General features: G+C 61.6%; 22 protein-coding genes. 16 read left to right on the forward strand and 6 right to left on the reverse strand.

Features of this window, described 5'->3' with window-relative positions; all coding sequences use genetic code 11:
- Positions 1–2: 2 nt before the first annotated feature.
- The 3 genes from ugpA to P353_RS28960 form a co-directional block, all read right to left on the reverse strand.
- Positions 3–884 (reverse strand): sn-glycerol-3-phosphate ABC transporter permease UgpA, encoded by an 882-nt coding sequence (ugpA, locus tag P353_RS01690; protein ID WP_034364530.1) that lies wholly within the window; start codon positions 882–884, stop codon positions 3–5.
- A 122-nt stretch (positions 885–1006) separates the two neighbouring features.
- Positions 1007–2320, reverse strand: a complete 1314-nt coding sequence (gene ugpB / locus P353_RS01695; protein ID WP_034364532.1) for a sn-glycerol-3-phosphate ABC transporter substrate-binding protein UgpB — start codon at positions 2318–2320, stop codon at positions 1007–1009.
- Positions 2321–2502: 182 nt separating this feature from the next.
- On the reverse strand, positions 2503–2721 hold the full coding sequence (locus P353_RS28960; protein WP_157839500.1) for a hypothetical protein: 219 nt from the start codon (positions 2719–2721) through the stop codon (positions 2503–2505).
- Positions 2722–2823: 102 nt separating this feature from the next.
- Here P353_RS28960 and P353_RS01700 point away from each other — a divergent pair, with 102 nt between their 5' ends.
- From P353_RS01700 to P353_RS01775, 16 genes are all read left to right on the forward strand, one after another.
- The gene (locus P353_RS01700; RefSeq protein ID WP_034364533.1) at positions 2824–6741 is read left to right on the forward strand and encodes a DUF3683 domain-containing protein; all 3918 of its coding nucleotides are present in this window, start codon (positions 2824–2826) and stop codon (positions 6739–6741) included.
- A gap of 155 nt (positions 6742–6896) precedes the next feature.
- Positions 6897–7334 carry an HIT family protein gene (locus tag P353_RS01705; protein WP_034364534.1) on the forward strand — a complete coding sequence of 146 codons (438 nt, stop codon included), beginning with the start codon at positions 6897–6899 and terminating at the stop codon, positions 7332–7334.
- Positions 7335–7408: 74 nt separating this feature from the next.
- A complete protein-coding gene (locus P353_RS01710) occupies positions 7409–7828 on the forward strand; it encodes a gamma-butyrobetaine hydroxylase-like domain-containing protein (RefSeq protein ID WP_034364535.1) in 420 nt (139 codons plus the stop codon).
- Positions 7829–8072: 244 nt separating this feature from the next.
- The gene (gene ubiE, locus P353_RS01715) at positions 8073–8804 is read left to right on the forward strand and encodes a bifunctional demethylmenaquinone methyltransferase/2-methoxy-6-polyprenyl-1,4-benzoquinol methylase UbiE (protein ID WP_034364536.1); all 732 of its coding nucleotides are present in this window, start codon (positions 8073–8075) and stop codon (positions 8802–8804) included.
- A gap of 51 nt (positions 8805–8855) precedes the next feature.
- On the forward strand, positions 8856–9857 hold the full coding sequence (locus P353_RS01720) for a Tim44 domain-containing protein (protein WP_034364538.1): 1002 nt from the start codon (positions 8856–8858) through the stop codon (positions 9855–9857).
- 140 nt (positions 9858–9997) lie between these two features.
- A complete protein-coding gene (locus tag P353_RS01725) occupies positions 9998–10609 on the forward strand; it encodes a hypothetical protein (RefSeq protein ID WP_034364540.1) in 612 nt (203 codons plus the stop codon).
- Positions 10606–12174: a ubiquinone biosynthesis regulatory protein kinase UbiB gene (gene ubiB / locus P353_RS01730; RefSeq protein ID WP_034364542.1), complete on the forward strand. Its 1569-nt coding sequence runs from the start codon at positions 10606–10608 to the stop codon at positions 12172–12174. Before P353_RS01725 ends, ubiB begins: the two co-directional genes overlap by 4 nt.
- Positions 12175–12209: 35 nt before the next feature.
- Entirely contained in the window at positions 12210–13661 is a 1452-nt protein-coding gene (locus P353_RS01735; protein WP_034364543.1) for a sodium:solute symporter family protein, read from the forward strand.
- A 101-nt stretch (positions 13662–13762) separates the two neighbouring features.
- Positions 13763–14047, forward strand: a complete 285-nt coding sequence (locus P353_RS01740) for an FmdB family zinc ribbon protein (RefSeq protein ID WP_003066005.1) — start codon at positions 13763–13765, stop codon at positions 14045–14047.
- Between the two features lie 14 nt (positions 14048–14061).
- Complete coding sequence (locus P353_RS01745) at positions 14062–14706, forward strand: DUF502 domain-containing protein (protein ID WP_003058473.1); 645 nt, start codon at positions 14062–14064, stop codon at positions 14704–14706.
- 18 nt (positions 14707–14724) lie between these two features.
- Positions 14725–16530: an aspartate--tRNA ligase gene (gene aspS / locus P353_RS01750; protein ID WP_034364545.1), complete on the forward strand. Its 1806-nt coding sequence runs from the start codon at positions 14725–14727 to the stop codon at positions 16528–16530.
- 243 nt (positions 16531–16773) lie between these two features.
- A complete protein-coding gene (gene nudB, locus P353_RS01755) occupies positions 16774–17277 on the forward strand; it encodes a dihydroneopterin triphosphate diphosphatase (RefSeq protein ID WP_034364547.1) in 504 nt (167 codons plus the stop codon).
- A gap of 14 nt (positions 17278–17291) precedes the next feature.
- Positions 17292–18056: an endonuclease/exonuclease/phosphatase family protein gene (locus P353_RS01760; RefSeq protein ID WP_003066010.1), complete on the forward strand. Its 765-nt coding sequence runs from the start codon at positions 17292–17294 to the stop codon at positions 18054–18056.
- 193 nt (positions 18057–18249) lie between these two features.
- Positions 18250–18972: a GTP cyclohydrolase I gene (gene folE, locus P353_RS01765; protein WP_034364549.1), complete on the forward strand. Its 723-nt coding sequence runs from the start codon at positions 18250–18252 to the stop codon at positions 18970–18972.
- A 195-nt stretch (positions 18973–19167) separates the two neighbouring features.
- A complete protein-coding gene (locus P353_RS01770) occupies positions 19168–20058 on the forward strand; it encodes a DMT family transporter (protein WP_034364551.1) in 891 nt (296 codons plus the stop codon).
- 76 nt (positions 20059–20134) lie between these two features.
- Positions 20135–20782 carry a LysE family translocator gene (locus P353_RS01775; protein WP_034364553.1) on the forward strand — a complete coding sequence of 216 codons (648 nt, stop codon included), beginning with the start codon at positions 20135–20137 and terminating at the stop codon, positions 20780–20782.
- Between the two features lie 203 nt (positions 20783–20985).
- Here P353_RS01775 and P353_RS01780 read toward each other — a convergent pair whose 3' ends face one another.
- From P353_RS01780 to P353_RS01790, 3 genes are all read right to left on the reverse strand, one after another.
- Entirely contained in the window at positions 20986–22473 is a 1488-nt protein-coding gene (locus tag P353_RS01780) for an ABC transporter substrate-binding protein (protein ID WP_034365414.1), read from the reverse strand.
- A 171-nt stretch (positions 22474–22644) separates the two neighbouring features.
- Positions 22645–23475 carry an ATP-binding cassette domain-containing protein gene (locus tag P353_RS01785; RefSeq protein WP_034364555.1) on the reverse strand — a complete coding sequence of 277 codons (831 nt, stop codon included), beginning with the start codon at positions 23473–23475 and terminating at the stop codon, positions 22645–22647.
- Positions 23472–24500: an ABC transporter ATP-binding protein gene (locus tag P353_RS01790; protein WP_034364557.1), complete on the reverse strand. Its 1029-nt coding sequence runs from the start codon at positions 24498–24500 to the stop codon at positions 23472–23474. Before P353_RS01790 ends, P353_RS01785 begins: the two co-directional genes overlap by 4 nt.
- Positions 24501–24504 lie beyond the last annotated feature (4 nt).

The following is a 24504-nucleotide window of genomic DNA, read 5'->3' on the forward strand; positions in this document are numbered from 1 at the left end:
GATCAGTACTGCACTTTCTTTTCAACATAGCGGAACTGGATCACGGTCAGCACGACAACAATCAGCATCAGGATCACGGACTGGGCTGCGGAGCCGCCCAGGTCCAGCGCCTTGAAGCCGTCCAGATAGACCTTGTAGACCAGAATCGATGTCGATTGGCCGGGGCCACCATGGGTGGCTGCGTCGATGATGCCGAAGGTGTCAAAGAACGCGTAGACGATGTTGATCACCAGCAGGAAGAAGGTGGTGGGCGAGAGCAGCGGCAGCTGGATGTTCCAGAAACGGCGCCATGGGCCGGCACCGTCGATGGATGCGGCTTCGATCAGCGCCTTGGGGATGGACTGCAGGCCCGCAAGGAAAAACAGGAAGTTGTAGGAGATCTGTTTCCACACCGAGGCCAGCACGATCAGCGTCATGGCCTGGTTTTCGTTCATCAGATGGTTCCAGGTATAGCCCAGCTTGTTCAGGAAATACGCCACCACACCGATGGAGGGCGAGAACATGAAGACCCACAGCACACCCGCGATGACGGGGGCGACCGCGTAGGGAATGATCAGCAAGGTCTTGTAGACCATGGCGAAGCGCACGATGCGATCCGCAAAGATTGCCAAGGCCAATGAGGTGGCAATGCCAAGACCAGCGACGAGCACGGAAAACAGGGCTGTGCGCTTGAAGGAATTCAGATAGGTGGGGTCGGAGAAGATCTGCCGGAAATTGTCAAATCCCACCCATTCGGTGCTCATGCCGAACGCGTCTTCCATCTGGAATGACTGGAGGACAGCCTGACCAGCGGGCCAGAAAAAGAAGATACCGATGATCAGTAGCTGGGGGGCGATCAGCACCCAGGGCAGCCACTTGGATCGGAAAAGAACGCGTTTTTCCATGAGGAGTTACAAATAAAAAAACCGCCGGAGCCTGGGTGCAGTCAACGGGGTATTTGGGGGTGCAGAGCCTTGTTTGAAGGCCCCGCAGGCCTTGGCGGCACCCTTGCGGGTGCCTGGAGGGTTTACTGTTTGTAGGAGCGCTCGAAGCGAGCCAGCAATTCGTTGCCGCGGCTCACGATGGAGTCCAGCGCCTGCTTGCCGGTCTTCTTGCCAGCCCACACCTGTTCGAGTTCTTCATCCTCGATGGTACGGATCTGCACGTAGTTGCCCAGACGGATGCCGCGCGAGTTGTCGGTCACCTTGCGGATCATCTGCGTCACGGCCGTATCGGTGCCGGGGTTCTTGGCGTAGAAGCCGGACTTTTCGGTCAGGTCATAGGCCGCCATGGTCACGGGCAGGTAGCCGGTGCGCTGGTGCGAAGCGGCCTGCACCTTGGTCTGCGACAGGAACTCGAAGAACTTGGCCACGCCCTTGTACTCTTCGGCCTTCTTGCCGGCCATGACCCACAGCGAAGCGCCGCCGATCACGGTGTTCTGGGGCGCGCCCTTGACATCGGGATAGTAGGGCAGGGGAGCCAGGGCGTAATTGAACTTGGCGTTCTTGGCCACATCGCCGTAGAAGCCGGACGAAGTCTGGATCATGGCGCATTCACCGGCGGTGAACGAAGCCTGGGGGGTGGAGGCGCGGCCCTTGTAGACAAATTCGCCAGCCTTGGCCGCTGCGGCCAGGTTGTCGATGTGCTTGACGTGCAAAGGCGAGTTGATCTTCATGCGCGCCTTGTAGCCGTTGGCGCTCAGACCGTTGTGCTCGGTGGCGAATTCCACGTTGTGCCAGGTGGAGAAGGACTCCAGCTGGGTCCAGCCTTGCCATGCCAGGGTCATGGGGCAGCTGTGGCCGCTTTCCTTGAGCTTCTTGGCGGCAGCAAAGACTTCGGGCCAGGTCTTGGGGGCGACGTCGGGGTTCAGGCCGGCCTTCTTGAAGGCGTCCTTGTTGTAGTAGAAGATGGTTGTCGAGCTGTTGAAGGGGAAGCTCAGCATCTGGCCGTTGGGGGCCGTGTAGTAGCCGGCCACGGCGGGGATGTAGGCCTTGGGGTCGAAAGCGACGCCGGCGTCCTGCATCACCTTGCCCACGGGCACGGTCGCGCCCTTGGAGGCCATCATGGTGGCAGTACCCACTTCAAACACCTGCAGGATGTGAGGGGCGTTGCCCGAGCGGAAGGCTGCAATCGCGGCTGTCATGGATTCGTCGTACACGCCCTTGAACGTGGGAACGACCTTGTAATCCTTCTGGCTTTCGTTGAACTGCTTGGCCAGGTCATTGACCCACTCGTTATTCACGGCAGTCATCGAGTGCCACCATTGGATTTCGGTGACGGCTTGTGCCGAGAAAGTAGTAGCGGCGACGGCGGCGGCCATGGCCAGTTGCTTGAATTGCATGAAGGCTCCTCTAACGATCGTTGACGAAATATGCGGTGATGCACACTAAGTCATCCGTATGACATATGGATGTCATTGTTTGCATGGGCAACGCGCCGCACCATGGGCAGAACCCGCAGTCACAAGCCTTTGTATGACGATCCGGTGACATTTGATGGTGCGCGAAGCTGCGCCATTCTAGGTCAACGGCATTTCGTTTGTTGTTGGTAGTCTTTCGTATTGAGTTGTTTTTGATTCGGAAATGTATGATTTTTGTCTAAATAGCCTATGAAAGATTCATCTACCATTTGGCTGCGTGCAGCGCTGAACGGGTTCGCAGTGCCTTTGCGCACTGCCATGTGGCCAATCGCCTGGGAAATGCCGGTGGGGCTTGCTGCTTTGGCGATAGCAGGGCTGGCCACTCAGAACCCATAGCAAAGCATGGCTGAGCCGCCGTCGCTTAAAATCGTCATCCCACTGGCTTAGGGGTGCCACACAGAGGGCGCCCGACACGGTCTACCCCCATGAATGTACCGATTGCGTTGGCTGCCGCCCTCCAGGCCCAGGCTGCCGAACCCGCACGACTGCGCGAGATTCCCTATAACTACACATCGTTCTCTGACCGTGAGATTGTGATTCGTCTGTTGGGCTCATCCATGTGGGATGTGCTCAATCAGCTGCGTCAGGAACGCCGAACCGGCCGATCTGCCCGCATGCTCTACGAAGTGCTGGGGGATATCTGGGTTGTGCAGCGCAATCCCTATCTTCAGGATGATCTGATCCACAACCCCGACCGCCGCAAGTCGCTGGTCGAGGCTCTGGAGCATCGCCTGGCCGAGATCGACAAGCGCCGCGAGCCCAACGAGGATGCGCTGCGCGATCGGCTGGTGGGTCAGCTGGTGGAGGCGGCCCATCGTGCCGTGCATGAATTCAACGCCACTTTTGTCGAGGCCGAGCAGCTGCGCCGCCGCGCGCAGAAGACGCTGCGTCGCTATACCGCCAAGGACAACATCAAGTTCGACGGTCTGTCGCGCGTGGCCCATGTGACCGATGCGACCGACTGGCGCGTCGAGTACCCGTTTGTCGTGCTGACGCCCGATACCGAAGCCGAAATGGCCGGTCTGGTCAAGGGCTGCATCGAACTCGGCCTGACCATCATTCCGCGCGGAGGCGGCACCGGATACACGGGTGGTGCCATACCTTTGACCTGGCGCTCGGTGGTCATCAACACCGAGAAGCTGGAAGCGCTGAGCGAAGTCGAGATGCGCCAGATTCCCGGCGTGGATCACGAAGTGCCCACCATCTACTCCGAAGCCGGTGTGGTGACACAGCGCGTGGCCGATGCGGCCGAGCGCGGCGGCTTTGTGTTTGCCGTGGATCCGACCTCCATCGAAGCCTCCTGCATCGGCGGCAACATCGCCATGAACGCGGGTGGCAAAAAGGCCGTGCTCTGGGGCACAGCCCTGGACAATCTGGTGTCCTGGCGCATGGTCACGCCCGATGCGCAATGGCTGGAAGTCACACGCCTGGACCACAACCTCGGCAAGATTCACGATGCCGAGATGGCCTGCTTCGAACTGAAGTACTTCGAGGCGGACGGCAAGACCCATGTGCGCACCGAGCGCCTTGATATTCCCGGTCACACCTTCCGCAAGGAAGGCCTGGGCAAGGACGTGACGGACAAGTTCCTCTCGGGTCTGCCTGGCATCCAGAAGGAAGGCACGGACGGCCTGATCACCAGCGCGCGCTGGGTGGTGCACCGCATGCCGGCGCATACGCGTACCGTATGCATGGAATTCTTCGGCAATGCCAAGGATGCCGTGCCCTCCATCGTCGAGATCAAGGACTATATGTTCGCCGAGCAAAAGCGCTCGGGCGTGCTGCTGGCCGGTCTCGAACACCTGGACGACCGCTACCTCAAGGCCGTGGGCTACGCGACCAAGAGCAAGAAGGGCAACGGCCGTCTGCCCAAGATGGTGCTGCTGGGCGATATCGCCGGTGACGATGCCGACGAGGTGGCCCGCGTGGCTGCCGAGGTGGTGCGCATTGCCAATTCGCGCAACGGCGAGGGCTTTACCGCCGTCAGCGCCGAGGCGCGCAAGAAGTTCTGGCTGGACCGCAAGCGCACGGCAGCGATCTCGCGCCACACCAACGCCTTCAAGATCAACGAAGACGTGGTGATTCCTCTGCCGCGCATGGCCGAGTACACCGATGGCATCGAGCGCATCAATATCGAGCTGTCGCTGCGCAACAAGCTCAAGCTCTGCGACGAGCTGAGCGGCTTCTTCAGGCACTCCGACCTGCCTCTGGGCAAGAGCGACGATGCCGGCGACATCCCCAGCGCCGAGCTGCTGGAAGACCGCGTGCAGCAGGCCCTGGCGCTGGTGGCCGAGGTGCGCGAGCTCTGGCAGGGCTGGCTGGACGGCGTGGCCACGCTGTTCCCCGAGCTGCAGGACCACCGGTTGCGTGCGAGCTGGAAGACCCAGCTCAAGGAGCCGCTGTCCAAGATTTTCGCGGGCGCTGCCTTCCAGCCGCTGCGCGAGTCCGTCAACGAGATTCACCAGAAGGTGCTCAAGGGCCGTGTCTGGGTGGCGCTGCACATGCACGCTGGCGACGGCAATGTGCACACCAACATTCCTGTCAACTCCGACGACTATGAAATGCTGCAGACCGCGCACGAAGCCGTGGCCCGCATCATGGAGCTGGCGCGCAGTCTGGATGGCGTGATCTCGGGTGAGCACGGCATCGGCATCACCAAGCTGGAATTTCTCTCGGATGCCGAGCTGGCACCGTTTGCCGATTACAAGAAGCGTGTGGACCCCGAAGGCCGCTTCAACAAGGGCAAGCTGATCCGCAACGAAGAGTGGGATGCCCTGGCGCACCAGAGTCACGACGGTCGCTCGCCGCGCGAGTCGCTGATGTTTGCCGACCTGACCAACGCCTACACGCCCAGCTTCGGCCTGATGGGTTATGAGTCCATCATCATGCAGCAGTCGGACATTGGCGCCATCGCCAACTCCGTCAAGGACTGCCTGCGCTGCGGCAAGTGCAAGCCCGTGTGCGCCACCCATGTGCCGCGCGCCAATCTGCTGTACTCGCCGCGCAACAAGATCCTGGCCACCTCGCTGCTGGTGGAGGCCTTCCTCTACGAGGAGCAGACACGCCGTGGCGTGTCCATCAAGCACTGGCAGGAATTCGAGGATGTGGCCGACCACTGCACGGTCTGCCACAAGTGCTTCAATCCTTGCCCGGTCAAGATCGACTTTGGCGACGTGACCATGAATATGCGCAATCTGCTGCGCAAGATGGACAAGAAGAGCTTCCGTCCCGGCAACAAGCTGGCCATGGCCATGCTCAATGCCACCAACCCTGACACCATCAAGTTCATGCGCACGGCCATGGTGGGTGTGGGCTTCAAGGCCCAGCGCCTGGCGGCCGACGTGCTGGGGGCTGTCGCCAAGAAGCAGACCGCACATCCGCCCGCATCCGTGGGCACGGCTCCCATCAAGGAGCAGGTGATTCACTTCATCAACAAGAAGCTGCCCGGTGGTCTGCCCACCAAGACGGCGCGCGCCTTGCTGGATATCGAAGACAAGGATTACGTGCCCATCATCCGCGACCCGCAGGCCACCAAGTCGGATACCGAGGCGGTGTTCTACTTCCCCGGTTGCGGCTCCGAGCGCCTGTTCAGTCAGGTGGGTCTGGCCACGCAGGCCATGCTCTGGCATGCAGGCGTGCAGACCGTGCTGCCGCCCGGTTATCTGTGCTGCGGCTATCCCCAGCGCGGCTCGGGCCAGTTCGACAAGGCCGAGAAGATGATCACGGACAACCGTGTGCTCTTCCACCGTGTGGCGACCACGCTCAACTATCTGGACATCAAGACCGTGGTGGTGAGCTGCGGCACCTGCTATGACCAGTTGCAGGGCTACCAGTTCGACAAGATCTTCCCCGGCTGCCGCATCATCGACATCCACGAATATCTGCTCGAAAAGGGCATCACGCTGCAGAACAAGGGCTCATACCTGTACCACGACCCCTGCCATACGCCCATGAAGCAGCAGGACCCGATGAAGACCGTCAAGGCCTTGATGGGTGACAACGTGCTCAAGAGCGAGCGCTGCTGCGGCGAGTCCGGCACGCTGGGCGTGACGCGTCCCGACATCTCCACGCAGATCCGTTTCCGCAAGACCGAGGAGATCCGCAAGGGCGAGGCTGCATTGCGCGACAACGGTCAACTGGGCGCTCAGGACAACGTCAAGATCCTGACCAGCTGCCCCAGCTGCCTGCAGGGCCTGAGCCGCTATGGCAACGATCTGAACAACGGGCTGCTCGAAGCCGACTACATCGTGGTCGAGATGGCGCGCGACATTCTGGGCGAGAACTGGATGGCCGAGTATGTCAATCGCGCCAACCAGGGCGGTATCGAGCGTGTGCTGGTGTGATGCCCCCTGAGTCGCTTCGCGCCCTCCCCCAAAGGGAGGGCGACACCCTCGGCGCAGAGCGGCGGGGCCGCCTAGGCCCTTCCTCGGTGTCTCTGGCCTGCGCTGGGGTCACATCGCAGTGATGCGGGTAAGAAGCATTGCAATGGAGATTTCAGATGTTGGTTGAAAATTGTCCTCTGTGTGCAACCGATGGCGGCGCATTGGTCTGGAGCGGTGAGAAGCTGCGTGTGATCCGGGCCGCCGAGGAGGGCTTTCCGGCCTTTTATCGCGTGGTCTGGAATGACCATGCGGCCGAGTTCTCGGATCTGAGCGCGACGGACCGCATTGTCTGCATGGATGCCGTGGCTCTGGTCGAGCGTGTACTGCGCGAGCAGCTGGCTCCGACCAAGATCAACCTGGCGGCTCTCGGTAATATGGTGGCGCACCTGCACTGGCATGTGATTGCGCGCTATGACTGGGACAGCCACTTTCCCGCTTCGGTCTGGGCTGCGGCCCAGCGCGAGCGCGATCAAGAGCGCGAAGCCGAGATTGCCCGCCAGCTGCCGCAGGTGGATGAAGTGCTGCAAAAGGCGCTGGCCCTCTGGGCCGCGTGATGTTTTCCATCTCCGTCGGGAGATTCAAAGGGCAGCTTGAGGCTGCCCTTTTATGCATTGATTAGGAGAGAACCATGGCAGGACTGCAAGTCAACACTCCCACCCCTCAGTCGCTGACCGTGCATGGTGCATCACGCGTACTGGAGGTCTCTTATTCGGACGGCAAGACTTTCCGCATTCCGTTCGAGTTGCTGCGCGTGTACTCGCCCTCGGCCGAGGTGCAAGGTCATGGCCCGGGCCAGGAGGTGCTGCAGACCGGCAAGCGCGATGTGGGCATCAACACCATCGAGCCGGTGGGCAACTACGCCATCAAGCCGTTCTTCAGCGATGGGCACGAAAGCGGTCTGTACACCTGGGAATACCTCTACCAGCTGGGCAGCCAGCAGGATGCTCTGTGGCAGCAATATCTGCAGCGCCTTGAAGAGGCCGGGATGGATCGCGACACGCCCATGCCCGAGAAGGGCGCCGGCGGTCATGGCTGCAGCGTGCATTGAGCTTTGACTGCCACAGGGCTTGCATGTCGGCTCAAAAGCCGGCAGCAACGTCCCGTACACGCCACATAGCCCATGCGTACGGCACAGGGTTATTGAGGCTGGTGCTATATTTACAATAGCTTTAAGCGCTCATGAAATAAGCGCTCAAGGCGAATTCTTTCAAAAAACCATAGTGCTTCAAAGCCTGTAGTCATACGGGGTTGTCGCTGTACGCGCAAGCACTGCCTGCTTAGCATTCTTTGTTATGAGCTCCACACACTTCGGATTCCAGACTGTTGATGAAAGCGAGAAGGCATCGCGCGTACGCGGGGTGTTCGACTCCGTGGCGTCCAAGTACGACGTCATGAACGACGTGATGTCGGGTGGACTGCACCGCGCCTGGAAGGCTTACACGCTGATGGTGGCCAACCTCAAGGAAGGCGACAAGGCGCTGGACATCGCGGGCGGCACAGGGGATCTGTCCCTGGCTTTTTCCAAGAAGGTGGGAGCCAGCGGTCAGGTGGTGCACACCGACATCAATGAAGCCATGCTGCGCGTGGGGCGTGACCGTTTGACCGACAAGGGCGTGATCCTGCCCACGCTGGTCTGCGATGCTGAAAAGCTGCCCTTCCCCGACAACTATTTCGATCTGGTCAGCGTAGCCTTCGGCCTGCGCAATATGACGCACAAGGATGCAGCGCTCAAGGAAATGAACCGCGTGCTGCGCCCCGGCGGCAAGCTGCTGGTGCTGGAGTTCTCCAAGGTGGCCAAACCGCTGGAGAAGGCCTATGACTGGTACTCGTTCAAGATTTTGCCGACCATGGGCAAGATGATTGCCGGCGACGCCGAAAGCTATCGCTATCTGGCTGAGTCCATCCGCATGCACCCAGGCCAGAAGGAGCTCAAGGCCCTGATGCAGCAATGCGGCTTTGGCCATGTGGACTATCACAACATGACAGGAGGCGTCTGTGCCTTGCATGTGGGAATCAAGTGTTAAGTGCGCCCTGTGCGCAGATTTGTAGCGACTTTCTATAAGAAGGGAGATGAGATGAAGAAACTTTGGTCAATCGCCTTGGTGGCAATGCTGGTGGTGGCACATGGTCAGGCCGATGCAAAACGCATGGGCGGTGGCTCATCGTTCGGCAAGCAGTCGGGCAACGTCACTCAACGCGAAGCATCTCGTGCTCCCGCTCAGAATGCCCAGCAGGCTCCGCAGCAAAATGCGGCGCAGCAAAACCGTGCTGCTCCGCCTGCAGCGGCTCCGGCCGCTGCACCCAAGAAGCCATGGGGCGCCATGCTGGGCGGCCTGGCCGCAGGCCTGGGCCTGGCCTGGCTGGCCAACTCGCTGGGCATGGGCGAAGCCTTTGCCAATATGCTGATGTTCGGTCTGCTGGCCATGGTGATCATGGTGGTGGTCGGCATGATCATGCGCCGTCGCAAGGCAGCGCCTGCCGTGCAGAACACTGGCAGTCCATTCGCCTTTCAGGGCGCAGGCAATCTGGGCGGTGATGTGAATGCACCTCAGGCACGCCAGTACAACCCCGAAAAAGTGGGCAATGACGCGTCGGCTCGTCCTTGGGAGCAGAACCATATTCCCGAAGCCGCAGCTGCAGCTGGCGGCTCCATGATCGGCTCTGCCCTGTCGGGTTCGCAGAACTGGGGCGTGCCTGCAGACTTCGATGCCGACGGCTTTCTCACTGCAGCCAAGCGCAACTTCGTGACGCTGCAGTCGGCCTGGGATCGTTCCGACATCACCACTTTGCGCTCCATGATGACCGACGAGATGCTCACGGAAATTCGTGGTCAGCTGTCCGAGCGTGAGACGCAGCGCGCGGGCGAGCCCAATCACACCGATGTGTTGATGATCGATGCGCAACTGCTGGGCATCGAAGACCTGGGCAATGGCTATATGGCCAGCGTCGAGTTCTCCGGCATGATCCGCGAAGAGGCATCGGCAGGCCCCAGCCCCTTCCGTGAAGTCTGGAACATGACCAAGCCCAAGAGTGGCACCAGCGGCTGGCTGGTGGCAGGTGTGCAGGCGCTGCAATAAGCGCAGCAGGTTTGGATCCACTCGCGGTCAGCGCGAGGGGCACCAAGCAAGGGCCGCCCCGCAGCGATGGTGCCGTCCCCCTTGGGGGGAAGGCGCAAAGCGCCACAGGGGGGAATCAATTTCATGAATAATCGGGGACTATGGCAACACAGTCCCCTTTTTCTTTTCTGGGCGGTCTCGTCGAACGCGTGATGGCCGGTCCCCAAGCTCCTGAATGGCTGGTGAGTGAAATGCACCAGCGTCTGGTGCTTTTCCTCAATCATGTGCTGATGCAGGAAAAAGAGGCCACGGATCGCCTCGTGCGCCAGAAGGGGCGTATTGCGCGTGTGCAATGGCGCCAGTATTCGGTCGCCTTGCTGGTCACTCCTGCTGGCCTGTTCGACGTGGCTCCGGCCGAGGCCGCGCCCGATCTGATGCTGGAAGTCACCGAGACCTCTCCTTTGTCGCTGGCTCAGACTGCCTTGCGCGGGGACAAGCCCAGCATTCGCATCGAAGGCGATGTGCAGTTTGCCGCCGAGATCAATTGGCTGGTGGATAACGTCAAGTGGGATGTGGAGGAAGATCTGGCTCGCCTGATTGGCGATGTGCCGGCCCACACAATTGGCAAGGTTGCACGCACGGCCGCACAGGGGCTGCGTCAGTTCGTCGGCGCACGCATGGGCAGCAAGTCTGCCTCTGCTGCCGATGTGGCCAATCCTGTCAGCACGGTACCCGTGGCAGCCATGCCCGGAGCCGATTACACACAGCCATGAGCCGCTTTCTGCGAGGCTGGGCCATCCTCTGGGTGGTGTTTCGTTATGGACTCGACGAGCTGGTGCTCTCCGGGATTCCCCATCCGCGCCTGCGCAGCCTGCGCGGCGTGCTGACCTTCGGTCGCAAGCTGGACAAGCCACGTGGCGTGCGCCTGCGCGAAGCGCTGGAGGAGCTGGGACCCATCTTCGTGAAGTTCGGTCAGGTGCTGTCCACCCGCAGCGACCTGATGCCGCCCGATGTGGCCGAGGAGCTGGCCAAGCTGCAGGATCGCGTGCCGCCGTTCGATTCCCAGATCGCGGTGGACACCATCGAGCGTTCCTTTCGCAAGCCGCTGGAGCAGATCTTCATCAGCTTCGAGCGTGAGCCCGTGGCCAGCGCGTCCATCGCCCAGGTGCACTTTGCCAGGGTCCGCAACAAGGCCGGCATCGAGCATGATGTCGCCGTCAAGGTGCTGCGCCCGGGCATGAAGTCCGTGATCGACAAGGATCTGGCACTGATGCACATGATGGCGAGCTGGCTGGAAAAGCTCTCCCATGATGGCAAGCGGCTCAAGCCCAAGGAAGTGGTTGCCGAGTTCGACAACTATCTGCATGACGAGCTGGACCTGATCCGCGAAGCCTCCAATGCCGCGCAGCTGCGCCGCAATATGGATGGGCTGGATCTGGTGCTGATCCCCGAGATCTACTGGGATTACTGCCACACCGATGTGATGGTGATGGAGCGCATGAAGGGCGTGCCCATCAGCCAGGTCGAGCGCCTGCGCGAAGCCGGCGTGGACATCCCCAAGCTGGCGCGCGATGGCGTGACCATCTTCTTTACCCAGGTGTTCCGCGACGGCTTCTTTCATGCCGACATGCACCCGGGCAACATCATGGTCAGCCTGGAGCCCGATACCTTCGGGCGCTATATCTCGCTGGACTTCGGCATCGTCGGCACGCTGACCGAGTTCGACAAGGAATACCTGGCGCAGAACTTCCTGGCCTTCTTTCGCCGCGACTACAAGCGCGTTGCCGCCTTGCATGTGGAAAGCGGCTGGGTGCCGGCCACGACGCGCGTCGAGGAGCTGGAGGCGGCCATTCGTGCCGTCTGCGAGCCTTATTTCGACCGGCCGCTGGCCGAAATCTCGCTGGGCATGGTGCTGATGCGCCTGTTCCAGACCTCGCGCCGTTTCCAGGTCGAGATTCAGCCCCAGCTGGTGCTGCTGCAAAAGACGCTGCTCAATATCGAAGGCCTGGGGCGTCAGCTCGACCCCAACCTCGATCTGTGGAGCACGGCCAAGCCGTTTCTCGAGAAATGGATGCTGGACCAGATGGGGCCGCAGCGCCTATGGCATGAGCTGCAGGCACAGGCGCCGCGCTACGCCAAGATCCTGCCCGACATTCCGCGGGTGTTGCACCAATATCTGTCCAGGCATGGAGCCGGCAATGACAGCGAGGCCCTGCTCAAAGAGCTGCTGCAGCAGCAGAAAACGACAAACCGTTTGCTGCAGGCCATCCTCTGCGGCGGCATCGGTTTCGTCATCGGGCTGGTGGTGTTGCAGGTTCTGCTGCGCATCCGCTTCTGAGCTTTCCCTTCCTTTAGAGTTCGAGGAGTGCCAGCGTGCTGCTCTCATTGGTGATCGTCTACCTGTTTGTGACCATCGGCATCGGCCTGTGGGCCGCCAGACGCGTGAAGAACACGGCGGATTTCGCCATTGCCGGCCGTCATCTGCCGCTCTACATGATCATCACCACCACCTTTGCGACCTGGTTCGGGTCCGAGCTGGTGCTGGGCGTACCTGCCAAGTTCATCGAGGGCGGTCTGCATGCGCTGGTGGAGGATCCGTTTGGCGCGGGCATGTGCCTGATTCTGGTCGGGTGCTTTTTCGCGGCCAAGCTCTACCGCATGAATCTGCTGACCATCAGCGACTACTACCGCTCGCGCTATGGCCGGTCTATCGAGGTGATCTGCTCGCTGATCATCATGCTCAGCTATCTGGGCTGGGTCTCGGCCCAGGTCACGGCGCTGGGCCTGGTGTTCAACCTGCTCTCGGGCGGTGCCGTCAGCATTCCCATGGGCATGACGATCGGCGTGCTCTCCGTGCTGGTCTACACGCTGTTCGGCGGCATGTGGTCCGTGGCCGTGACGGATTTCGTGCAGATGATCATCCTGGTCGCAGGCCTGCTGATACTGGCCTTTTTTGCCGGTGACATGGCGGGCGGCGCGGGCAAGGTGGTCGATCTGGCCACCAGCCGGGATCTCTTCAAGTTTCTGCCAGAGCCCTCGCTGCACGAAATCGTTTTCTTCATCGGTGCTGCCGTGACCATGATGCTGGGCTCGATTCCGCAGCAGGACATCTTTCAGCGCGTGATGTCGGCAGACACCGAAAAATCGGCCGTGCGCGGCACCATCATCGGCGGTGCCTGCTATGTGATCTTTGCCTTCGTGCCCATGTTCCTGGTGGCCAGTGCGCTCATCATCATGCCCGCCGAAGCCACGGCTTTGCTGGCCGATGATCCCCAGAAGGTGCTGCCCACCCTGGTGATGGACAAGATGCCGTTTGCCATGCAGGTGCTGTTCTTCGGCGCGCTGCTCTCGGCCATCAAGTCCTGTGCGTCGGCCACCTTGCTGGCCCCCAGCGTGACCTTTACCGAGAACATCTGGCGTCAGTTCCGCCCCTATACCTCGGACAAGGACAATCTCAGGACCATGCGCATCAGCGTGCTGGTGTTCGCGGCCTGCGTGCTGGCCTATTCGATCGTCATGGAAGGCACGCCCATCTATGAGCTGGTCGCCAGTGCCTATCAGGTGCCGCTGGTGGGGGCCTTCGTGCCGCTGGTGTTCGGCCTGTACTGGAAGAGGGCCACCACCCAGGGCGCCATCAGCGCCGTGGCGCTGGGCATCGGTGTGTGGCTCATCTTCATGGTCACGCCCGTGCTCAACCAGGCTTTTCCACAGCAGCTGGCTGGTCTTTTGGCTGCGGTTGCCGGCATGCTTGCAGGCTCGCTGCTGCCGCAGTGGATCAGCAACCATCACCGTGAAATCGAGTCCCTGACCGAGATCAGGGCCTGAGAGAGCAAGCCGGCTGCACCGGGGCTTGCTTGCGCAGCGCAGCAAAACCAGGGGCGGCGCCTATAATTGAGGGTTTTTGCACTTCCCCCGTTTTTAGCGCTATGCCTATCTATGCATACAAGTGTGGCTCCTGCGGTCACGCCAAGGATGTGCTGCAGAAAATCTCGGACGCGCCGCTGACCGTGTGCCCAGCTTGCGGGGCCGAGGCCTTTTCCAAGCAGCTCACCGCTCCGGGCTTTCAGCTCAAGGGTTCTGGCTGGTATGCCACGGACTTCAAGAACAGCGGCAGCAAGCCGGCTGCAAGCACCTCTTCATCCAGTGACAGTGCCGCAGCCCCTGCACCCGCAGCTGCTGCAGCCCCTGCTCCTGCACCCGCCAATTCCTGAGGCTTACCCACACTATGTCTGCATTGCGCAAGTGGCTGATTGCCGGTCTGCTGGTCATCGTTCCCCTGGTGATCACGCTGGGCGTGCTCAACTGGATCATCGGAACGCTGGATCAGACGCTGGCCATTCTTCCCGAGGCCTGGCAGCCCGACAGATTGCTGGGCATGCATATTCCGGGCTTTGGCGTTATTCTGACCTTGCTGATTTTGCTGCTCGTGGGCGGCATTGCCAGCAATTTCATCGGCCGCAAGCTGGTGGGTTGGGGTGATGCGCTGGTGCGCCGCATTCCCGTGGTGCGCTCCATCTATTCCAGCGTCAAGCAGGTCTCGGACACCGTGTTCTCCGACAGCGGCAACGCTTTTCGCACGGCGGTGCTGGTGCAGTGGCCGCGCGAGGGCGTATGGACCGTGGCTTTCGTCACAGGCCAGCCCAGCGGCGAAGTGGCGGCTTTGCTTCGCGATGAATATGTGAGCGTCTTCGTGCCCACCACGCCCAACCCCACCGGGGGTTACTTCGTGCTGGTGCGCAAGAGCGAATGCATCGAGCTGGAAATGAGTGTGGATGCGGCGCTCAAATACATTGTTTCGATGGGCGTGGTGGCTCCGCCAGACCTCGCCCTGATCGAAGAATCCAAACAAACAACCTTGTCGCACCCCTAAGGTGCAGGAAGAATTTTCATGGCAATGCGTTCTCAATACTGCGGTCTGGTGACCGAAGCCCAAATGGGCGAAACCGTGACCCTGTGCGGCTGGGTGAACCGCCGCCGTGACCATGGTGGCGTGATCTTCATCGACCTGCGCGACCGCGAAGGCTATGTGCAGGTGGTCTGCGACCCCGACCGCGCCGAGATGTTCAAGGTGGCTGAAGACGTGCGCAACGAGTTCTGCGTGCAGGTCAAGGGCGTGGTGCGTGCGCGTCCCGCCGGCACCACCAACGACAAGCTCAAGAGCGGCCAGATCGAAGTGCTGTGCCATGAGCTCAACGTGCTCAACGCTTCCGTCACGCCTCCTTTCCAGCTGGACGACGACAACCTGTCGGAAACCGTGCGTCTGACGAATCGCGTGATGGATCTGCGCCGTCCCGTGATGCAGCGCAACATGATGCTGCGCTACAAGACCGCCATCCAGGTGCGCAACTTCCTCGACAAGGAAGGCTTCATCGACATCGAGACCCCCATGCTGGGCAAGTCCACGCCCGAAGGCGCACGTGACTACCTGGTGCCCTCGCGCGTGCATGACGGCGAGTTCTTCGCGCTGCCCCAGTCGCCCCAGCTGTACAAGCAGATGCTGATGGTCTCGGGTTTCGACCGCTACTACCAGATCACCAAGTGCTTCCGCGACGAAGACCTGCGCGCTGACCGTCAGCCCGAATTCACGCAGATCGACTGCGAAACCTCCTTCCTGAACGAAGAGGAAATCCGCGCCATCTTCCAGCGCATGATCAAGGAAGTGTTCCAGACCCAGCTGAACGTGGATCTGGGCGAGTTCCCCATCATGACCTACCAGGACGCGGCCTTCCGCTTCGGTTCGGACAAGCCCGACCTGCGCGTCAAGCTGGAGTTCACCGAGCTGACCGACATCATGGGCGACGTGGACTTCAAGGTCTTCTCCACCCCCGCCACCACCAAGGGCGGCCGTGTCGTGGCCCTGCGCGTGCCCGGCGGCGCTGCCATCTCGCGCGGCGAGATCGACGGCTACACCGAGTTCGTCAAGATCTACGGCGCCAAGGGCCTGGCCTGGATCAAGGTCAACGAAGTGGCCAAGGGCCGTGAAGGCCTGCAGTCGCCCATCGTCAAGAATCTGCACGATGCTGCGCTGGCCGAAATCGTCAAGCGCACCGGCGCACAGGATGGCGACCTGCTGTTCTTTGGCGCCGACAAGGAAAAGATCGTCAATGACTCCATCGGCGCCCTGCGTCTGAAGGTCGGCCACAGCGAATTCGGCAAGAAGAGCGGTCTGTTCGAGGACAAGTGGGCACCGCTGTGGGTGGTGGACTTCCCCATGTTCGAACATGACGAGGAAAACAACCGCTGGGTGGCCGTGCACCACCCCTTCACCTCGCCCAAGGATGGGCATGAAGAACTCATGGTGACCGATCCCGGCAAGTGCATTGCCAAGGCCTACGACATGGTCTTGAATGGCTGGGAACTGGGTGGCGGCTCGGTGCGTATCCACCGCGCGGACGTGCAGGCCAAGGTGTTTGCCGCCCTGAACATCACGCCCGAAGACCAGCGCGCCAAGTTCGGTTACTTGCTGGACGCGCTGCAATACGGCGCGCCCCCCCATGGTGGTCTGGCCTTCGGCCTGGACCGTCTGATCACGCTGATGACCGGCTCCGACTCCATCCGCGACGTGATTGCCTTCCCCAAGACACAGCGCGCCCAGGATCTGCTGACCCAGGCTCCCTCGCCCGTGGACGAGAAGCAGCTGCGCGAGCTGCACATCAAGCTGCGCAACCCCATGGTGGTCACCACCGAGGCTTGATTGCCAAGCTCCCCGTGAACAGCGCCGGTCGCTGTTCACACCCGGGCGCCAGTTCGCGAAAGCGGCTGGCGCTTTTTTGTTGCTTTGAAATCAGGAGCTGCTTGCGCCTGTCAATCCTGAAATTCAGATGGTTTTGAGTCTGAATTCAATGAATAGCAAGCGGTTGAAGCTATGAATATTGATGGCTATCAAGCAGCAGGGCGACTCTGCCTGCTGTCACCCTGGCCGCGCTAATATGCTGCGATGGAAGTCAGGCCCTACAAGATTCCGCAGTCCGTGCTGGTCGTGATCTACCGTGAAGACGGGCAGGTGTTGCTGCTGCGCCGCAGCATTGCCGCGCCAGAGGGCGAGCCTTTCTGGCAATCCGTCACGGGCAGCAAGGACAGCCTGGACGAGGACTGGCATGAAACCGCCGTGCGCGAGGTGCTTGAGGAAACCGGCATCGACGCGCAGGCGTCGGACTGCTGTCTGACCGACTGGGAACTCGAGAACGTCTACGCCATCTATCCACAGTGGCTGCATCGTTACGCGCCGGGCGTCAGCCATAACCAGGAGCGTGTCTTCGGCCTTCGTGTGCCGCCTCACATGACCGTGCACTTGAATCCCAGGGAGCACACCGCACATGATTGGCATGATTGGCGTGAGGCAGCCCAGCGCTGCTTTTCCTCTTCCAACGCAGAAGCTATTTTGCTGTTGCCGCGCTTCGAGCCGGCGCTTGTCGAGCGCCGCTGCAGGCAACAGCCTTGAAACCATCAGTGCCTATGTCTGAAGTTCAGTTGTTTACGCCGCCAGAGCCGCAGATCCTGCGCGTGGCTACCTACAACATTCACAAGGGTGTGCAGGGCCTGGGGCCTGCCAGGAGGCTGGAGATTCACAATCTGGGACTTGCGGTGGAGCAGCTCGATGCAGACATCGTCTGCCTGCAGGAAGTGCGCAAGATGAACCGCAAGGAGGAGCAGTATTTCGACCGCTGGCCCAATGTGCCGCAGGCCGAATACCTGGCTCCCGAAGGCTACGAGTCCGTCTATCTGACCAATGCCTACACCCGGGACGGCGAGCATGGCAATGCGCTGCTCAGCCGCTGGCCCGTGATCGGCTACCAGCACGAGGACATCTCGGATCATCGCTTCGAGCAGCGCGGCTTGCTGCATGTGGAGCTGGACATCCACGGCAAGCGCGTGCACTCCATCGTCGTGCACCTGGGCTTGATTCCGGGCAGCCGCATTCGCCAGATTGCATTGCTGCAGCGTTTCATCGAGCGTGAGGTGCCGCCCAATGCGCCGCTGGTGGTGGCGGGCGACTTCAATGACTGGGGCAACCAGATCAAGCGCATGCTGGCGGGCTTTGGCCTGTTCGAGTACGAGGAGACGCAGGGCATTCTGACCTATCCCTCGCGGCTGCCGATTGCGCAGCTCGACCATATCTATGTGCGCGGCCTGACCCCGCTGGGGCTGCAGGTGCCCAAGGGGCGCATCTGGTGGCGCATGTCGGATCATCTGCCGCTGATCGCAGAGTTCAAGCTGTAGCACCCCTGAGCCCGGCCCCCGGGCCTTCTTCCTCCTCGCTGCGCGGTGGCACTGGCTCGCCGTCTTCGGCGTCGGGCGCAGGCCGATTGGAGGATTGCTCCTGAAACCATAGCTTCCAATGCCTTGTAAACATGCATCTGGACGGCAAATCCTTTGTAGCTTCGGGAAGTTGATTCACTGGTACCATTCTTGAATGTTCAGAGATCTCGCCGACATGAAAAAAGACAACTCAGCCGAAGGAACACCCGTTTCGGTCAAGATCCGCGAGCGGTTGCAGGCAGCTAACAAACGTTTTCACGCCAACGACAACATTGCCGAATTCATCGAGCCCGGCGAGCTGGAGAAGCTGCTGGACGAGGTGCAGGAGAAGATGCAGGGCGTGCTCGACTCCATGGTCATCGACACCGTGCGCGACCACAACACGCGCGCCACGGCCCGCCGTGTGGCCAAGATGTATGTGAACGAAGTGTTCCGCGGCCGTTATGTGCATCAGCCGGCCATCACCGAATTCCCCAACGCCGAGCATCTGAACGAGCTGATGATCGTCGGCCCGATCACCGTGCGCAGCGCCTGCAGCCACCATCTGTGCCCCGTGATCGGCAAGATCTGGATCGGCGTGCTGCCCAACAAGAACACCAATGTGATCGGTCTGTCCAAGTACGCGCGTCTGGTGGACTGGATCATGGGTCGCCCGCAGATCCAGGAAGAGGCCATCATCCAGCTGGCCGACCTGATCATGGACAAGACCCGACCCGACGGGCTGGCCGTGGTCATGGAAGCCTCGCATTTCTGCATGTCCTGGCGCGGCGTGCGCGAGATGGATTCCAAGATGCTGAACTCCGTCATGCGCGGTGCTTTCCTCACCAATTCCGAACTGCGCCGCGAATTCCTGTCGCTCATAGCAGCCCGAAAATAAATGATCCCCCTGTGGCGCTTCGCGCCTTCCCCCATGGGGGGACGACGCCTTCGCTGCGGGGCGGCCCTTGCCTGGCGTCCCTCACATGTGCTGCGCCAGTCTCATCACGCACTGGCCATGTTCGGCCAGATGAAGCACTGAATTTTTCTTTTCAAAAGGCTGCGCATCGCGCGGCCTTTTGCATTTCCGGCTCTCATGTCCCTGCAAGCGTTCACTCTCATCATTTTGGCCGGCCTGATTCATTCGGGCTGGAACATCGTGGCCAAGAAGGCGGGCGGAGATGCCCGTTTTTCGCTCTACACCGCCATCTGCAATGCCGTCATCTGGCTGCCGCTGGGCTGGTGGCTGGGCAAGGATGTGGTGCCGGGCTGGGGCTGGATGGAGTGGGCGTTCGTCACCGCCAGCGCCATTTTGCATGTGGCTTATTTCGTGGTGCTGCTGCGCGGCTACCGCGTGGCCGACCTGACGGTGGTCTATCCGCTGGCGCGCGGCAGCGGGCCGCTGATCTCATCGCTGGTGGCGGTGATGTTTTTGGGGGAGCAGATTTCAACGCTGGGCGCTGCCGGCATTGCGGGCGTGGTGCTGGGCGTGTTCCTGATTGCGGGCGGCCCGCGGATGATCATCACCATCCGCGAAGGGCAGAACGCCGAGGCGCGCCAGCGCGTGCTCGCGGGTCTCTACTATGGCCTGCTGACGGGCATGTTCATTGCCAGCTATACGGTGGTGGACAGCTATGCCGTCAAGGTGCTGCTGATGTCGCCGATTCTCGTGGACTATGTGGGCAACCTGATCCGCCTGGTGATTCTGGCGCCACTGGCCATCAAGGATTGGCCCGAGACCAAGCGCCTGTGGCGTCTGCAGTGGCGCTATGCGGCCGTGGTGGCTTTCTTCAGCCCCATTGCCTATGTGCTGGTGCTCTATGCGGTGCAAAGCGCACCCATCTCTCACGTCGCTCCCGCGCGCGAGGTGTCCATGCTGTTCGCGGCCCTGATCGGCGGCAGGCTGCTGGGCGAAGGCGACCGCGCCCTGCGCATTGCCGGGGCCGTGATGATTGCCCTGGGCGTGACGGCGCTGGGCCTGGGTTGAAGCGGGTGGCAGGCCAGACGGGCCTGCAGGCTTTGCCGTTGAATCGCAAGCTGCCATTTTTTGAAGAGAGCTGACAATGCCGACCTGGGAAGTCCTGATCACATTCTTTGGCGTGGCCCTGCTGCTGGGCCTGAGCCCCGGCCCTGACAATCTGTTTGTGCTGGTGCAATCGGCCCAGCGCGGCTGGCGGGTGGGGCTGTGCGTGGTGCTGGGCCTGTGTCTGGGCATTGTCGGACATACGGCCGCCGTGGCGCTGGGGCTGGCGGCCGTGGTGGCCACATCGCCCATGCTGTTCACGGCGCTCAAGCTTTGCGGCGCCGCCTATCTGGCCTATCTGGCCTGGGGCGCATGGCATGCGCCGGTCAGCATCGAAGAAAGTGCCAAGGCGCAGGAGCAGCGCGACGTGTTGACTCTGCGCTCCGCCATGGGCTGGGTGGGCAGAGGCGTGGTCATGAACCTGACCAACCCCAAGGTGCTGATCTTCTTTCTGGCCTTTTTGCCCCAGTTCACCGACCCCGCTCGCGGCAGCGTGCCAGTGCAGATCATGGTGCTGGGCAGCGTCTTCATGGCAGCAGCTTGGCTGGTCTTTGGCTCTATTGCTTGCTTCTCGGGGCTCTTTGGCCAGATCCTGCAGCGCTCGGCCCGCGCCCAGCGCTGGCTTAACCGCATCGCTGCCACCGTTTTCGGTTCGCTCGCACTTCGTCTTGTGATGGTGCAACGCTAGAGGCAAACACTCTTAACACTGGCGCGCCCCAGCAAAGGGGCCGTGAGCAAGGCCTGGGCGGCCCCAACCGCCCCCGCAGCGAGGCTGTCGCCCCCCTCCGTCCCCCTCTGTCCCCCTCGCATACTGCGAAGCACGTAGAGAGAGGGGCGCCCGAGAGGGGTGCCTTGCTAGGGAGGGCGCGTAGCGCCTCAGGGGGTAATGCCCTATCCCCAGGATAGGGCAGACAAGTCATTCACAAACACCGGCATGTCCTTCCACAGCCCGCGCAGCTGCTTGTTCGCCACGGTCACCCACTGCGGGGTGTAGAGAAAGCCGTGTACCGAATCATGCGCCAGCAGGCGCTGTGCATCGCCAAGCAGGCGTGCGCGGTCGGCGGGGCGCGGTGTGTGCTTGATCTTGTCGAAAAGTTCGTTGAATTCCTGGGACTGGTAGCCCCAGTAGTAATCGGGCTTGGCAAAGTTGCCCAGATCAAACGGCTCCACATGCGAGATGATGGTCAGGTCGTAGTTCTTGTTGGTGTAGGTGCCCGACAGCCACTGTGCCCATTCCACATTCTGCAGCTTGAGCTGGATACCGATCTTGGCCAGCTGGGCTGCAATCAGCTCACCGCCTTGGCGCGCATAGGGCGCTGGCGGCAGCGTCATGGTCAGCGTCAGCGGGGTCTTGACGCCCGCTTCAGCCATCAGAGCCTTGGCTTTTTCCAGGTCAAAGGGGTTGACGCCGGTGGTGTCCACATAGCCAAAGGCGGTGGGCACATAGTAGCTGCCGATGGGCACGCCATAGCCATCGGCGGCACCGGCAATCACGGCCTTGCGATCGATGGCGGCGGCAATGGCACGGCGCACGCGAATATCGCTGAGCGGCTTTCGCGCATTGTTGATGGCCAAAATGGTCTTGGCGCGCGAGTTGCTCACCACCACCTGAAAGCGGGCATTGGCCTTGAACTGAGGCACGCTGCGTGGCGAGACGCGCGGGAAGGCATCGACATCGCCGGCCAGCAGGGCTGCAACCTGTGCTGCGGGGTCGGGAATGAAGCGGAACACGGCGCGCTTGATGCGGATGCTCTGTGCCGAGCGATAGTCGGGCAAGGCGGTCAGCGTGACCGATGCACCCTTGGCCCAGGCCGCCAGCTTGTAGGGGCCGGTGCCCACGGGCTTGCTGGCGTTGGTGGCGGCGCTCTTGGGCTCGACAATGATGGAGGTTGCCTGACCCATCATGAACAGAAAGTCGGGATCGATCTCCTGGTTGGTCAGCACCACCGTATGCGCGTCGGCGACCTTGGTGCTCAGATTGGCAAAGGTGCGCTTGTCCTTGTTGGTGCTCTTGTCGGCGGCTGCGCGGTCGAACGAGAACTTGACGGCGGCAGCGTTGAAGGGCTCGCCGTTCTGGAACTTCACATCCTTGCGCAGGCGAAAGGTATAGGTCTTGAGATCGGACGAGACTTCCCAGCTTTCGGCCAGCAGAGGCGAGACGCTGCCGTCGGAGTTGATTCTGGTCAGCGTCTCAAACACGTTGTAGAGCACGACTTCGGCAATCGAGGAAGCCGCCCCGGCCGTGGGGTCCAGTCCTGGCGGCTCCAGCGTCATGGCCAGCGTGACGCTGTCTTTCTTGGCCTGGGCCATGGCAGGCCAGGCAGCGAACAAGGGCAAGCTGGCAGCCGAGCTGGCCAGCAAGGAGCGGCGATTGAGCATCAACAAAGTCTCCGATGGGGGGGCTGGCCGCATGGGGCCATCAAAAGCGCTGCAAGTCATCGCGGGAAGCGGACTTGTTTCATATGCGTTTTTACACCAGTCGGAGCAGTCTTTGCTGTGGTCGCCGGCATATCGCTGCTGCGAGTGTGAACAACGGTTTGCCGGCCCGGTTCAGATGACTCGCGGTGCAGCCTTGACCAAGGCCTGGGTATAGGGGTGCTCGGGGGCGGAGAACAGCTTGCGCGGTGTGCCGCGCTCCACCACTTCACCCTGATGGAGCACGATGACCTGATCGCAGACATGCTGGACCACGGCCAGGTCATGGCTGATGAACAGATAGGACAGGCCCAGCTCGCGTTGCAAGTCCTGCATGAGATTGAGCACCTGGGCCTGCACCGAGACATCGAGCGCACTGACCGGCTCGTCGGCCACGATCAGGCGGGGGCGGGTAATCAGAGCGCGGGCAATGGCAATGCGCTGGCGTTGGCCGCCGGAGAACTCGTGCGGATATTTGTCGGCGTCCTGTACGCGCAGACCCACCTGGTCAAGCACGCTGATCACCTGCTGGCGCCTGGCAGGGCGACTGAGCTTTTCATGAGTCGTTCCCAAAGGCTCGCTGACGATGGCCTCCACTGTCATGCGCGGGTCCAGCGATCCATAGGGGTCCTGAAACACCATCTGGAAGTCGCGCCGCGCGGCGCGCAGCTCCTGTTCGGGGAGACGGTGCAGATTGCGGCCCAGCAGTTCCACCCAGCCTTCGCTGGGACGGTCCAGCGCCATGACCAGGCGCGCCAGTGTGGACTTGCCGGAACCCGATTCGCCGACCACGCCCAGGCTTTGCCCCGCCTGCAATTCAAAGCTCACGCCGCGCAGTGCCTGCAGCGGCTCGGGCTTGTGCCACAGCGATGTACGGGGGCGTGAATATGCGCGTTTCAGGCCGCTAACCCTCAGCAAGAGTGCACCGCTGGTTCCTGTTTCAGAAGTTTCGGCCGGCTCGATCATGTCCTTGCTCCTGCCGTCAGCACCTGTTCATACAGGCAGCGTGCCACATGGGGCTGGCGCCAGGAAGCAAGAGAGGCCGGTGCCGCCATGCTGGGCTGGTGCAGCGTGCGAGGCTGGGGGCGCTGCACATAGCACTCGTCCTGAGTATGGGCGCAGCGGCCCGCAAACGGGCAGCCTGCGGGCAGGTCCACGAGCTCCGGCACGGCTCCGGCAATCGTGGGCAGATGGGCTGCGCCTTCTGCGGCGTGGAGTTGCGGGCGTGCAGCAAACAGGCCGCGCGTATAGGGGTGGGCGCGCCTGGCGAACACGGCTTCCGTCATGCCGGATTCGACCACGGTGCCGCCATACATGACCAGCAACTGCTCCGCATTCTGGGCAATCACGCCCAGATCATGGCTGATGAGAACCAGCGCCATGGAATGCTCGGCCACCAGCTCCTGCAGCAGATCCAGAATGCGCTGCTGAACTGTCACATCCAGGGCTGTGGTGGGCTCGTCGGCCACCAGTAGATCGGGGCCGCAGGCCAGAGCCATGGCAATCATGATGCGCTGGCGCTGGCCGCCGGAGAACTGGTGTGGATATTCATCGAGCCGCTGTGCAGCCTGCGCAATGCCCACCCTCTCCAGCAGCTCGGTGGCGCGGGCGCGGGCCTGGGCGCGGCTCATTCCCAGATGAAGCCGCAGCGGCTCTGCCACCTGGCGGCCGATGCTGTGCACGGGGTTGAGGGCACTCATGGGTTCCTGAAACACCATGGCCATGCGGTTGCCGCGCAGGGCGCAGAGCTGGCGCTCGCTCAGACCCAGCAGCTCCTGGCCGTCCAGCTGGATGCTGCCGTCCACTTGCGCGTGCTCGGGCAGCAGGCCCATCAGCGCCAGTGCCGTCAGCGATTTGCCGCAGCCCGATTCGCCGATCAGGCCCAGTGTGGCGCCGCGCTCCAGCGTAAAGCTCACATCGCGCACGGCCTGGGCGCGGCCGCGATGGGTCTGCAGATTGATGGTGAGACCTGAGACTTCAAGCAAAGCCATGGTG

The sequence above is a fragment of the Comamonas testosteroni genome (genome assembly GCF_000761245.1).
GTDB lineage: Bacteria > Pseudomonadota > Gammaproteobacteria > Burkholderiales > Burkholderiaceae_C > Comamonas > Comamonas testosteroni_C.